Genomic DNA, 13,594 nt, shown 5'->3' with positions numbered 1-13,594 from the left:
GGCTTTGGGTACTCCCAGCATGGGGGACGCGCTCATGCAACGTCAAGAGATTTGTTGCGCAGCTCCAGGATTCTGCGCTGCAAGCGCCGTTGGCCTGCGCAATAGCTCCACCGCGAGCACGAGGGCAAGCAAGCCGGCGAGGGCACCGAATACCATCCCGAGCGAGACCGGCCGGTTGAGAAAGATCGTGAGCACCGTGCCTGCGACGGCGATCGCCCAGATCGCCGGGCGTAGCCTGTCCACCCACGTGCCAAAGGCTCCCGTGCTGAGGTGTAGTCGATCAAGTCCGTTACGCATCCGGTCGAATCCGCGGTTCGCGGCGCCCCGGATGGCGCGAGCCTGTCGAGTTCCACCGAACAGCCACGCTGCGACCGCGATCAGCACGCACAGCACGATAAGGGCCACGAGGATCGCGTGCATATTCAGAGTCACCTGCACGAACAGCGTTTCGGCTGTGGATGTTGGCATGAACGCCGGGCTCATGGCGGCGAGGAAAAAGAGCTTTCCCGTACCGATACCGGCGAGCAGCAGCACAAACGATGCCGCAAGCCCGAGCCCGGCACCGAGCGCTGCACGGGTTCGGTTTCGCGCGAGCCCGACCCCGGCGACGAGCAGCCCGAGGACGACCCAGGGCAGCCAGTAGCCGACGGCCGTTGCAAAGCCATAGCCCGTTCGAACTGCGGTCAGGGACTCCGAAGACACGAGTGGGATGGACCGATCGACCTCAGGGATGTGCGCGGCGAGCCCAACGCCCTGCGCCACCAACAGGTCCTTGGCCTCGGCGATGACACTGCCGATTTCGATCGAGAGGGTGCCATCGGCCGCGAGCTGCAGTGCGGCATTCGGGTCGCCCTGGATCACCGCGATCGCGCGGGCGTGCGTCTCCCGGAGCGCTGTCTCCCAGATGCGGGCGAACTGCGGAGACTCCACCATGCGCTCAACGGTACTGCTGAGGATCGAGTGAATTCCGTGGACAGCCGGCCCCTCGAGCATGCCGAAGGCGAGCGCGGCCTGAGGCGGCAGGTCGAGCGCGCTCAACCCGGTGACAGCGTCGTGAACCACCGCTTCGATATCGAGGCTGTCCTCGACCGCGCTCACGACCTCGCCCGCGATGAAGGCCTGAATCTCCGGCTTCTCCGCGAGAGGAGCAAGGCCAGATACGAAGCGGTCGGTATCGACGAGTTCGGCACGCACCCACGTGCCGACGACCGCGACAGGTGCCAGCAGCGCACACAGCACGAGCAAGACCACTGCGAGGAGCGACCGAGCCCGCGCACCCCCAGACCGCCGCTGTCGCAACGTGCTGTTCTCACGCTCGAGCGCGCCGAGCCGTGCCCGCAGTTGCGTTACCTCAGTGTGCTCGCCCATGGGTGAGGCTCCTCTGTCCGAGCCGCGGCCCCGTGCGCCGCGAACATTTGCTCATAGCGGGAGATTAGCGCACCCTGTGTGATTCCCGTCAGGGTTAACGCCGCGGCCGTATGGATTCCGTTAGGGCCCCGTATTGCGGCTCCGAACGGGTATTGAATCGGGGCATGCGCCACCGCGGCGCACGGCTCCGGCTCCCGCCGTCCGCTATCTCATGAACGGAGTGCATCGTGCTCGATGTCGTCTTCGCGTTCGGCGTGATCGCGCTGTTCGCACTCATCGGCCTGCTGGCGAAGGCGGTGGAGAAGCTGTGATCGTCTTCGACGCCGTCGCTGCGCTCGCCGCCATTGCGGCGCTCGCGTACCTCGCGATCGCTCTCGTGCGCCCGGAGAAGTTCTGATGGGCTGGCTCTACGCGCTCCTCGCCGTCGCGAGCGTTGCCGTCGTCATCGCCGTCATCTACCGGCCGCTCGGCGACTACATGGCGTGGGTCTACACGTCAACGAAGGATTGGCGCATCGAGCGCGGCATCTACCGGCTCATCGGAGTGGATCCACGCGCCGAGCAGAGCTGGCAGGCGTACCTGCGCGGGGTGCTCGCGTTTTCAGCGGTCGGCCTCCTCCTCGTCTACGGCATGCAGCGGCTGCAGCAGTGGCTCCCCTACTCGCTCGGCCTCACGGCTCCGAGCGAGCACCTCTCGTTCAACACGGCCGCGTCGTTTGTCGGCAACACGAACTGGCAGGCCTACGCCCCCGAGTCCACCCTGGGTTACTCGGTGCAGCTCGCGGGTCTCGCCGTGCAGAACTTCACCTCTGCGGCCGTCGGCATCGCGGTTGCGATCGCGCTCGTGCGCGGCTTCGCGTACCGCCGCTCGGGCACGATCGGCAACTTCTGGGTCGACGTCACGCGTGGCACGCTGCGGCTGCTGCTGCCGATCGCTGCGGCGAGCGCGCTCGTACTCATCGCGGGCGGCGTGATCCAGAACTTCAACGGCTTCACCGATGTGACGACCCTCGCTGGGGCAACGCAGACGATTCCGGGTGGCCCGACGGCTTCGCAGGAGGCGATCAAGCTGCTCGGCACGAACGGTGGTGGCTTCTTCAATGCGAACTCCTCGCACCCGCTCGAGAACCCGACGCCGCTCACGAACCTATTCGAGGTGCTGCTCATGCTCGCGATCCCGTTCTCGCTGCCGCGCACCTTCGGCCGGATGGTCGGCGACAATCGGCAGGGGATCGCGATTCTCAGCGTGATGGGGCTGCTCTACCTCCTCAGCTTCTCGGCGCTCACGGCGCTCGAGCTCGCCGGGAGGGGCACGGCACCCGAGCTTGCGGGGGCCGCGCTCGAGGGCAAGGAGCAGCGGTTCGGCGTCATCGGCTCGACGCTGTTCGCGACGACGAGCACTGGCACCTCAACCGGTGCGGTGAACTCGATGCACGACTCGTACACTGCGCTCGGCGGGATGTTCCCGATGCTGAACATGCTGCTCGGCGAGGTCTCCCCCGGCGGCGTCGGCTCCGGCACGTACGCGATCCTCGTGCTCGCGGTGATCGCGGTGTTCATCGCCGGCCTGCTCATCGGCCGCACTCCCGAGTATCTCGGCAAGAAGATCGGGCCGCGCGAGATCAAGCTCGCTGCGCTCTACATTTTGGTGATGCCGACGCTCGTGCTCACGGGCACCGCGCTGAGCTTCGCGCTGCCGGGCGTGCGTGAGAGCGTGGCGGGTGAGTCGATCCTCAACCCCGGCGTGCACGGCATGTCTGAGGTGCTGTACGCGTTCACCTCGGCCGCGAACAACAACGGCTCGGCGTTCGCCGGGCTTACCGCGAACACCCCGTGGCTGAACACTGCCCTCGGCGTCACGATCTTGCTCGGCCGCTTTGTGCCGATCATGCTCGTCCTCGCGCTCGCCGGTTCCCTTGCGGCGCAGGATCGGGTGCCCGCCACCGCAGGCACCCTCCCCACCCATCGCCCACTCTTCGTTGGGCTGCTTGCTGCGGTGACGGTACTCCTCACCGCGCTCGCGTTTCTTCCCGTTCTCGCGCTGGGTCCCCTGGCTGAAGGGCTCGTGTAACCATGTCTACGACAACCTCTCCCGCCCGCGGCGGGTTCTCACTCGCCCAGCTGGGGGCCGCGCTTCCCGGCGCGTTCCGCAAGCTCGATCCGCGGGAGCAGTGGCGCAACCCGGTGATGTTCATCGTCTGGGTCGGTGCCGTGCTCACGACGGCGCTCGCGCTGGCCGAGCCGTTCCTCGGCGGCCCCGCCGATTCGGGCGGCAGCTCCGTTCCCGGGTCGTTTACCGCGGCGATCGCGTGCTGGCTGTGGCTCACGGTACTGTTCGCGAACGTCGCTGAATCGGTCGCCGAGGGTCGCGGCAAGGCGCAGGCCGAGTCGCTCAGGAAGACGCGTACGTCGACGACCGCGCGCCGCATCGACGGGTACGACGAGGTCGCCGATGCGTCGGCTCTCGACACCCGTTCGACCGCGGTGCCATCAGCTGACCTGCGCGTCGGCGACACCGTGCTCGTGGAGGCGGGCGAGTTCATTCCCGGCGACGGCGACATCGTGTGGGGCATCGCCTCAGTCGACGAGTCGGCAATCACGGGCGAGTCCGCCCCGGTCGTGCGGGAGTCGGGCGGCGACCGCTCGGCGGTCACGGGCGGCACCCGGGTGCTGTCGGACCGCATCGTGGTGCGGATCACCTCGCAGCCGGGCGACACCTTCGTCGACCGCATGATCGCGCTCGTGGAGGGCGCGGCCAGGCAGAAGACCCCGAACGAGGTCGCGCTGAACATCTTGCTCGCGAGCCTGTCGATTGTATTCGTCGTCGTCGCGCTCACGCTGAACCCGATCGCGTCGTTCGCCGCAGCCCCAGTGAGCCTGACGGTGCTCACAGCGCTGCTCGTCTGCCTCATCCCGACGACGATCGGCGCGCTGCTCAGCGCGGTCGGCATCGCGGGGATGGATCGGCTCGTGCAGCGCAACGTGCTCGCAACAAGCGGCCGCGCGGTTGAGGCCGCCGGCGATGTCACGACGCTGCTGCTCGACAAGACCGGCACCATCACCTACGGCAACAGGCGCGCAAGCGATTTCCTCGCACTCTCCGGCGTCGCGCACGGTGAGCTCGTCGCGGCGGCCGCGCTCTCGTCGCTCGCAGACCCGACGCCCGAGGGCAGCTCGATCGCCCGGCTCGCCGAGCAGCTCGGCGCAAACTTCGACCGCGCACCCGGCGGCACGCAGGTGCCGTTCACCGCGCAGACCAGGATGTCCGGCGTCGATCTGCCCGACGGCTCGGTCGTGCGGAAGGGCGCGGGGAGCGCCGTGCTCGCCTGGCTGCGCGAGGACGGCGGCGCGATCCAGCCCGAGACGGAGACGGAGCTTGAGGCGCGCGTCGCCGAGGTCTCGTCGAGCGGCGGCACCCCGCTCGTCGTCGCGGTCGCCTCCCCCGGCGGCGAGCGCCGCGTGCTCGGCGTCGTGCACCTCAAGGACGTCGTGAAGGAGGGACTGCGCGAGAAGTTCGTCGAGCTGCGCGCGATGGGGATCCGCACCGTCATGATCACGGGAGACAACCCGCTCACCGCCGCAGCAATCGCGAAGGAAGCCGGCGTCGACGATTTCCTCGCGGAGGCGACCCCGGAAGACAAGCTCGCGTACATCCGCAAAGAACAGGCGGGCGGCAACCTCGTCGCGATGACCGGCGACGGCACGAACGACGCCCCCGCGCTCGCGCAGGCCGACGTCGGCGTCGCGATGAACTCGGGAACGTCGGCCGCGAAGGAGGCCGGCAACATGGTCGACCTCGACTCCGACCCGGCGAAGCTCATCGAGATCGTGCGCATCGGCAAGCAGCTGCTCATCACGCGCGGTGCGCTCACGACGTTCTCAATCGCGAACGACATCGCGAAGTACTTCGCGATCATCCCGGCGATGTTCATGGGGGTGTTCCCGGGCCTCGCTGCCCTGAACATCATGGGCTTGAGCTCCGCCGCGTCGGCCGTGCTGTCGGCGATCATCTTCAACGGCCTCATCATCGTGGCCCTCATCCCGCTCGCACTCAAGGGCGTGAAGTATCGGCCGGGCGGTGCCTCCCAGCTCCTCGGTCGGAACCTCGCGGTCTACGGCCTCGGCGGCGTCGTCAGCCCGTTCCTCGGGATCTGGCTCATCGATCAGCTCGTCCGGCTCATCCCCGGGTTCTAACCGCCCTCGGAATCCGCAGCACACACTCACGAAAGAAGCACACACTGTGACTACCGCACCCCGCACATCCCGCCGCACGGTCTGGGTCGCGATCCGCGCGATGATCGTGTTCACTCTACTCGTCGGTGTCGCGTACCCGCTTGCGATCACCGGAGTTGGCCAGCTCACGTTCCCGAACCAGGCGAACGGCTCGTTGCGCGTGAACGGGGCGGGCGCTCCGGTGGGATCCGCGCTCATCGGCCAGCAGTTCCTCACGGCTGCGGGCGAGCCCGATCCCGCGTTCTTCCAGCCTCGCCCATCGGCAGCCGGTGACGGCTACGACGGGGCAGCTTCGTCGGGATCAAATCTCGGGCCGGAGAACCCCGAGCTCGTCGGGGCGATCGCCGAGCGCAAGCGCGCCGTCGCGACCCTCAACGGGGTGCCCGAGAGTCGGGTGCCGGCCGACGCGGTCACCGCCTCTTCCTCGGGCCTCGACCCGCACATCAGCGAGGCGTACGCCGCGATTCAGGTCGATCGTGTTGCCGAGGCGCGCGGGCTCGACCGTGCCGCGGTGACGCAGCTCGTCACCGATCACACGCAGGGCCCCGACCTGGGGTTCCTCGGTGAGAGTAGGGTAAACGTGCTCGAACTCAATCTGGCGCTCGAGCAGATGCGGGGGTGAGCATGGTGAAGCGGGGCAGGCTTCGCGTGTTTCTCGGTGCCGCGCCGGGCGTCGGGAAGACCTACTCGATGCTCGAAGAGGGGCGCCGCCTGCTCGCGGACGGCCGCGACGTGGTGGTCGGGGTCGTCGAATCGCACGGCCGCGCCGCGACCGCTGCCCTGGTGACGGGGCTGCCGCAGGTCGCCCGCGCCCGCGTCTGGCACCGCGGCGTCGAGCTCGAGGAGATGGACCTCGCGGCGATCATCGATCGGCGCCCCGAGCTCGCGCTCGTCGACGAGCTCGCGCACACGAATGCCCCCGGCTCGGCGCACGACAAGCGCTGGCAGGACGTCGAAGCGCTCCTCGCGCACGGCATCGACGTGATCTCGACGCTCAACGTGCAGCACATCGCCTCCCTGAATGACGTCGTCGAGCAGATCACCGGCGTGCCGCAGCAGGAGACGGTGCCCGATAGTTTCCTCCGCGGTGCCGACCAGCTCGAGCTCGTCGACCTCGCGCCGCAGTCGCTTCGCGATCGGCTCGCGGGCGGCTTCGTGTACCCGGCCGAGCGGATCGACGCGGCACTCTCGCACTACTTCCGCCTCGGAAACCTCACCGCGCTGCGCGAGCTCGCGCTCGTGTGGCTCGCCGACGAAGTCGATCAGGCCCTCAAGGGCTACCGGGCGGAGCACGGCATCGAGGGCACCTGGGAGGCGCGCGAGCGGGTCGTCGTCGCGCTCACCGGTGGCCCCGAGGGCGAGACGCTGCTGCGGCGCGGGGCCCGGATCGCGGCCCGCTCGGCCGGCGGCGAGCTGCTCGCCGTGCACGTCACCAGCCAGGACGGGCTGCGCACCGCGGGCCCCGACGTGCTCGCCCAGCAGCGCGCCCTCGTCGACCAGCTCAACGGGAGCTACCACCAGGTCGTTGGCGAGGACGTGCCGACCGCGCTCGTCGAGTTCGCGCGCTCGGTGAACGCGACGCAACTCGTGCTCGGCGCAAGCAGGCGCGGCAGGCTCGCCGCCGTGCTCACCGGCCCCGGAATCGGCGCAACTGTGGTGCGTGAGTCGGGCGATATCGACGTGCACATGGTGAACCACGCCGCCGCCGCCCGTCGCTTCGCGTTGCCACCGCGCACCGGTGCGCTCACCGCCAGGCGGCGGATCCTCGGCTTCGTCGTCGCCCTCCTCGGCGGCCCGGCGCTCACGTTCCTGCTCACGCGCGTGAGCACCCCGGATTCGATCACCAGCGACGTACTCAGCTACCAGCTGCTCACCGTCATCGTTGCGCTCGTCGGTGGCATCTGGCCGGCGCTCTTCGCAGCAGTGTTCTCGGGTCTCACCCTCGACTACTTCTTCATCGAGCCGATCTACACGGTCCACATCCACGAGCCGCTCCATCTGCTCGCGCTCGCGCTGTACGTGACCATCGCAAGCCTGGTGAGCTTCATCGTCGATCGCGCGGCCCGGCACACGCGCGCGGCGAAGCGTTCCGCCGCGGAGTCAGAGTTCATCCAGACCATCGCCGGCAGTGTGCTGCGCGGGGATGACGCGACGCAGGCGCTCGCGGACCGCACCCGCGAAGCGTTCCAACTCGCGGGCGTGCGGGTGCTCGCGGCGGGCAACGGCGAGGGCGAGTCGGCGCCGCCGCGGGTCATCGCGAGCTCAGGCGACCCCGGGGCAGACACCCCGGTCACCCGGGTGCCGCTCGGCGAACAGGCGACCCTCGAACTCACCGGCCGCCCCCTCGCGGCCGCCGAGCAGCGGCTGCTGTCGGTCGTCGTTGCGCAGCTCTCCGTGGCACTCGACCAGCAGCAGCTCGAACAGACCGCGCGCGACATCGAGCCGATCGCCGCGTCTGACCGTGTGCGGGGGGCTTTGCTCTCGGCGCTCAGTCACGACCTGCGTCGTCCACTCGCGGCGGCGACTGCCGCCGTCGGCGGGCTGCGCACGGCCGCTGCGAACCTCACCGACGCAGACCGGGCCGAGCTCCTCGACACCGCTGACGAGAGCCTTGCCGCGCTCGCGACGCTCCTCACCGACCTGCTCGACGTGAGCCGCATTCAGGGCGGCGTGCTGAGCATCGCCAGCGTCCCCACTGACCCGGCCGAGGCGATCGCTCCCGCGCTCGACGAGCTGGGCCTCGGACCCGCCGAGGTACAGCTTTCGCTCCAGCACGACGAAGCGCTCACCATCGCCGACCCCGTGCTCCTCCAACGCGTGCTCGTGAATCTCCTCGCGAACGCCCAGCGGCACTCGCCGCCGGCAACCCCCATCCTCATCACCACGAGCGTGTTTGGTGGCGCGCTCGAGATCCGCGTCATCGATCACGGGCCCGGAGTGCCACGTGACCGGCTCGACGATATCTTTGTGCCGTTCCAGCGGCTCGGCGACACCGACAACGAGACCGGCCTCGGGCTCGGGCTCGCCCTGTCACGCGGCTTTGTTGAGGCAATGCACGGTACGCTCACCCCAGAAGACACACCGGGAGGAGGCCTGACGATGGTGGTATCGCTCGCCGAGGCGGACGGGGCGGCAGCGTGAAGATCCTCATCGCCGACGACGACCCGCAGATTCTTCGCGCCCTGCGCATCACGCTCAGCGCGAAGGGCTACGAGGTGTTCACCGCAGCAGACGGCCGGGAGGCCATCTCGGCCGCGGTCGATCACGGGCCCGACCTTGTCGTGCTCGATCTCGGCATGCCCCAGCTTGACGGCCTCGATGTCATCCACGCGATCCGGGGCTGGTCGCGCGCGCCCATCCTCGTCGTCTCCGGCCGAGCAGGCGCAGACGACAAGATCGAGGCCCTCGACGCCGGCGCCGACGACTACGTCACGAAGCCGTTCTCGGTCGGCGAGCTGCTCGCGCGCATCCGCGCCCTCACCAGACGCAGCCCACACGACGAGGCCGCGCCGGTGGCGAAACTTGGCGCGGTCACGATCGACCTCGCGGCGCACAGCGTCATCCGCGAGTCGCCCACCGGCGACCGACAGATCCGTCTCACTCCGACCGAGTGGCAGGTGATCGAGATCCTCATCCGCAACGCGGGCAAGCTCGTCACCCGGCAGACCCTGCTCACCTGCATCTGGGGCACCGAGCACGCCGAAGACACCGGGTACCTGCGCTTGTACGTCTCACAGTTGCGAAAGAAGATCGAGGACGATCCAGCGAACCCCGCGCACATTCTCACCGAGCCCGGGATGGGGTATCGGCTCCTCACCTGAAACGCGGGACGGAACGCTCACTCGGGCAGCACTTCCGAGGTGTTCCGAAGGCCGACTACTCACTTTCCGACATAGGGCACTCAGGTTCCGTGCAATGGGCGCCAGAGCCCCGAAAAGACGGGTTCCGGGTCCTAGCGTGGTGATGTGACGCGCTGCGTCACGCGCGCTCCCAACTGCTGCGCGCCTCGCTGTATGTGAAAGGTCTCTATGTCCGCAGGACGACACTTGGGAGCTGCCGCTGTCGCGGCGCTCGCCACATCCCTCTTGGTCTCAGCGCCGCAGGCGGCGCTCGCCCTCGACGATCCACTGTTAGACGGCAAGGCCGAGGGCAGCAGCGAGTACGGGCTCATCGGCGACAGCCTGACCGCCATCAACAACATCTACGGGGTGACCGTCGACGCGGCCGGCAGCATCTGGTACGCGGTGACCGATGACTCTGCTGCCGCGAATCGGGGCATCTACGAGTACCGTCCTACGGGCTTCGACGCCGCCGTCGGAGACTACCGCGGCAACGGCGAGTACACCGAAACCGGAGGCTACCTCACATCTGCGTGGGAAGGCCCCATCCAGTACGCCAATCGGGACAGCACCGCCGCCGACCCTGCCGGCGGCAAGCTCCCGTGGGCAGAGCCCCGCGGCGTCATCTCCCTCGATGACGGCGGCATTGCGGTGAGCGACACGAACGGGAACCTCTCGGACCCGCCAGGCACGATCCTGTTCTACGACGACGAACACCGCATCGCCGGTAACGCCGGGCTCGGAGGCGACCAGGGCTGCTCCGAACTCGCAGAGGGTGAGCTTGCGTGGGCCCCCTTCTTTACCGTCACGGGCGACCGGCTCTTCGCCCCGTACGAAGGCTGCAACGTCGTGAGCGTCTTTGAGGTGCCAGGCGGTGACCCGCTCTACCGGCTCACCGGCGAGGGGCAGACCGCCGGGCTCGAGAACAACGGGCCGGTCACCGATGGCCCGGGCAACCTCGACGAGATCTACGGGGTATCGAGCGACGGCGATTCCATCATCACCTCCGATCTCGGGTTCAACCGCGCCACCAAGGCCGGTATGGTGCAGCGGTGGAAGGTCGACGACCCCTCGGGCAGCTGGGAGCTGGATACGAGCTTCGGTGAGGACGGGGCCATAGCGTTCCCCAACCAGATGATTTACGACACTGTCGTAGGCCCCGAGGGCTACCTCTATGTCGTGCCGCAGACCGGTGCGGTCTTGCGCTACAGCAATGACGGCAAGGAGTTGCTCGACGAGGTGCAGGTGCGCGACGTGCCGTACACACAGGCACGCGACCTCGACGTCACGACCGAGGGCTGGATCGTCATGACGGCGAAGGGCGAGCACAGCCTCCGCCTCATGGCACGCGCGCCCTCCCCCATGACCGGGTTCACCGGGTCACCCGGTGCCCTGGCGGGAAGCGTCGAGCTGGCGTGGGATGAGAACAAGACCGTGTACGGTCAGGCCCCCGTGCTGGACTACGTCGTGGAGCGCTCCGCAGACGACGGCAAGACGTGGGAGCTGATCGAGCGCGAGCCAAGCCTCGAGACGAGCCTCACCGTCACCGAGCTTGAGCCGGGCACGTACAGCTTTCGCGTCACCGCATACAGTGAGGCTGGCCGCGGCGACGCCGCGACCATCGACTCGGTGATCCCGAGCGAGGAAGCCCCAGCGATTGATGTCTCGCTCACCGGCAAGGCGCCTGCGACACCGGGGGCTGGCGAACCGATCGTGTGGACCGCGACGGTCACGAATGCTGGGAACACTCCCCTCGCAGACGCCGAGGCTGTGTTCATGCGCGGCGCAGACGACGCAGAGGAGACCGTCCCCGTCGGCGCCCTCGACGTCGGCGACGAAGCGGTTGTTAAAGTGACCACTGAGACCACACCCGAAGAGGTTGCCTCGCTGACTGCGGAGAACGCGGTGGCGGTGCAGGCGATCGATCCGAGCGGCGGCAAGGTCGCGGCTCAGGCGACGGCAACCGTCACACTCGGAGAGCCGATAGGCCCGGTGGTCCCACCGGTCGATCCACCCGTTGACCCGGTGGATCCCGTTGACCCGGTCAACCCGGTCACTCCGGCTGACCCGCCGGCCGTCGGGAAGGGCGCAGGGAGCGGTCTCGCGAGCACAGGCGGGGCTCCCGGCATCGCGGCGCTCGCGCTTGCTGCACTCCTCCTCGGCGGCGGCGCGGTGACGCTGCTCGTGCGGGCACGCCGAACCGTCTAGCCCAGAGACTCGAATGGGCTCGTCCACCCCCACGGTGGCCGAGCCCATTCGAAGTTTCAGGCGCTGTGTGAGTTGTTCGACCCAGCGACGATGCGTCCGAGCAACACCTCAGGCTCGGCGCGGGGACCCGTGAAGAACGGGATCTCCTCGAGCACGTGCCGTCGTGCCTCGGTCGCGCGAAGCTCGCGCATGAGGTCGACGATGCGGGTGAGATCGGCCGATTCGAACGCGAGGAGCCACTCGTAGTCACCGAGCGCAAACGACGCGACGGTGTTCGCGAGCACGTCGCCGTAGTCGCGCGCTGCCGCTCCGTGTTCGCGGAGCATGGTGGAGCGCTCCTCGTCGGGCAGCAGGTACCATTCCTTGCTGCGCACGAACGGGTACACGCAGAGGTAGTCACCCGGGGTCTCCCCCGCGAGGAAGGCGGGGATGTGCGCGCGGTTGAACTCAGCCGCGCGGTGCACGCCAATGTTCGACCAGACCGGCGACAGCCGACCGGCTGCGCCCGAGAGGATCTCCCGGTATCCGGCCTGCAGCGCCTCAGTGGTTGGCGCGTGCAGCCACACCAGCACGTCGGAGTCTGCACGGAAGCCTGCGATGTCGTACCAGCCCCGCACCGCGAGCCCCTCGATTGCGGCAAGCGCATCGATGGTGCGCTGCGTCGCGGCGGCGGGATCCGCGGGAACCGCTGCCGCGCGCTCCTCGCGGAACACGGCAAACATCGTGTAGTTCACCGCCTCATTGATGCTCTCGGCGATAGCACTGTGGTCAATAACGGGGCGGACGGATTCGGTCACGATCGTTCTCCTCTTAATCCTCGGTCCCGGCGAGCACGGGGATCCCCGTCACCTCACCGTGACGCATGCGGCAGCTCCCGGGCGGAGCGACGTCTGGGAGCGCCGGGTAGGCGCCAATAGTGGTGGCGGGGACATCCTCGCCGCGCTCGCGTGCGGCGCGCTCGAGAACCATGTCCACGAGGCCGGAGACGAAGCGGTCACGCACGCCAACGGTGTCGGCGCGGACAGCCTGGATGCCGTGTTCCGCGGCAGTTTCGAGGGCCTCGGTGTCAAGGTCGAACGCGACCTCCATGTGGTCAGAAATGAACCCGATCGGTGCGATCACGACCTTGCGAACGCCGGCCTTGGCGAGTTCCTCAAGATGGTCGTTCACGTCGGGCTCGAGCCAGGGCGTCCGCGGGTCGCCAGAGCGCGAGCAGTATGCCAGCGACGATTCGAACGATGGGGCAACGTCACCGGCGAGGAGCGTGTTGATCGTGGCGAGCACGTCCTCATGCTGCTCACGGTAGCCGGGGCCGGTCGCCGCCGAAGCATCTTGCATCGCGTCGGGAATCGAGTGCGTGACATAGACAATGTGCGCGCCTGCGAGACCGCCGTCAAGCTTCGCCGCCGCCTCCGCGACCGCGTCGGCGTTCGCGAGGACGAAGCCCGGGTCGTTGAAGAACGGCCGAACAATATCAATCTCGGGCGCGATGTCGCCGAGTTCGGAGACCGCCGCCGCGAGGTGCTCTCGGTACTGGCGGCTGCCCGAATACGAGGCGTAGGCGCTCGTGACAATGGTGAGCACGCGCTTGGTGCCGAACGCCGCAGCATCGCGCAGCGCATCAACGGTGTACGGATGCCAGTTCCGGTTACCCCAGATCACCGGCAGCGCGACCCCGCGGCGCGCGAGCTCCGCTTGCAGCGCCTCGAGAAGTTCGAGATTCTGCTCGTTGATCGGGCTCTTTCCACCGAAGTGGCCGTAGTGCTCACCCACTTCCACCAGACGGTCCTCGGGGATATTCTTCCCGACGGTGACGTTCCGCAAGAAGGGAAGCACATCGTCTGGCCCGTTCGGGCCTCCGAAGGAACACAGGAGCAGGGCATCGTAAGGAGCCGCAAGCACGGCAGGCGAAATCTCATTCACGCTCCGTACGCTATTCGACCGAAC

The 13,594-nt window shown here is 68.2% G+C and carries 10 protein-coding genes; 7 read left to right on the top strand and 3 right to left on the bottom strand.

Annotated elements, in window-relative coordinates; translation table 11 throughout:
• Nucleotides 1-42: 42 nt before the first annotated feature.
• On the bottom strand, nt 43-1,368 hold the full coding sequence (locus tag AUL38_RS05980) for a hypothetical protein (RefSeq protein ID WP_059060072.1): 1,326 nt from the start codon (nt 1,366-1,368) through the stop codon (nt 43-45).
• A 307-nt stretch (nt 1,369-1,675) separates the two neighbouring features.
• Here AUL38_RS05980 and AUL38_RS05975 point away from each other — a divergent pair, with 307 nt between their 5' ends.
• The 7 genes from AUL38_RS05975 (at nt 1,676) to AUL38_RS05945 (ending at nt 11,647) form a co-directional block, all read left to right on the top strand.
• A complete protein-coding gene (locus tag AUL38_RS05975) occupies nt 1,676-1,765 on the top strand; it encodes a potassium-transporting ATPase subunit F (protein WP_059060069.1) in 90 nt (29 codons plus the stop codon).
• Nucleotides 1,765-3,438, top strand: coding sequence for a potassium-transporting ATPase subunit KdpA (gene kdpA / locus AUL38_RS05970; RefSeq protein ID WP_059060067.1), 1,674 nt, complete (start codon nt 1,765-1,767; stop codon nt 3,436-3,438). Before AUL38_RS05975 ends, kdpA begins: the two co-directional genes overlap by 1 nt.
• A 2-nt stretch (nt 3,439-3,440) precedes the next feature.
• Nucleotides 3,441-5,561, top strand: a complete 2,121-nt coding sequence (gene kdpB, locus AUL38_RS05965; RefSeq protein WP_059060065.1) for a potassium-transporting ATPase subunit KdpB — start codon at nt 3,441-3,443, stop codon at nt 5,559-5,561.
• A gap of 46 nt (nt 5,562-5,607) precedes the next feature.
• Nucleotides 5,608-6,222, top strand: coding sequence for a K(+)-transporting ATPase subunit C (kdpC, locus tag AUL38_RS05960; protein ID WP_083506644.1), 615 nt, complete (start codon nt 5,608-5,610; stop codon nt 6,220-6,222).
• Between the two features lie 5 nt (nt 6,223-6,227).
• Entirely contained in the window at nt 6,228-8,741 is a 2,514-nt protein-coding gene (locus tag AUL38_RS05955) for an ATP-binding protein (protein ID WP_059060151.1), read from the top strand.
• On the top strand, nt 8,738-9,421 hold the full coding sequence (locus tag AUL38_RS05950) for a response regulator (protein ID WP_059060063.1): 684 nt from the start codon (nt 8,738-8,740) through the stop codon (nt 9,419-9,421). The genes AUL38_RS05955 and AUL38_RS05950 overlap by 4 nt, the downstream gene beginning before the upstream one ends.
• Nucleotides 9,422-9,628: 207 nt before the next feature.
• Entirely contained in the window at nt 9,629-11,647 is a 2,019-nt protein-coding gene (locus AUL38_RS05945; protein ID WP_083506643.1) for a fibronectin type III domain-containing protein, read from the top strand.
• A 56-nt stretch (nt 11,648-11,703) separates the two neighbouring features.
• Here the strand turns inward: AUL38_RS05945 and hemQ are convergent, their stop codons facing one another.
• Both hemQ and AUL38_RS05935 read right to left on the bottom strand, forming a co-directional pair.
• Nucleotides 11,704-12,444, bottom strand: coding sequence for a hydrogen peroxide-dependent heme synthase (hemQ, locus tag AUL38_RS05940; RefSeq protein ID WP_059060059.1), 741 nt, complete (start codon nt 12,442-12,444; stop codon nt 11,704-11,706).
• 13 nt (nt 12,445-12,457) lie between these two features.
• Nucleotides 12,458-13,570 (bottom strand): ferrochelatase, encoded by a 1,113-nt coding sequence (locus tag AUL38_RS05935; RefSeq protein WP_059060057.1) that lies wholly within the window; start codon nt 13,568-13,570, stop codon nt 12,458-12,460.
• Nucleotides 13,571-13,594 lie beyond the last annotated feature (24 nt).

Source organism: Leucobacter sp. G161 (assembly GCF_001482305.1).
Classification (GTDB): Bacteria; Actinomycetota; Actinomycetes; order Actinomycetales; family Microbacteriaceae; genus Leucobacter.
The sequence above is the reverse complement of the archived record's forward strand: the minus strand, read 5'-3'. Positions and strand labels throughout refer to the sequence as shown.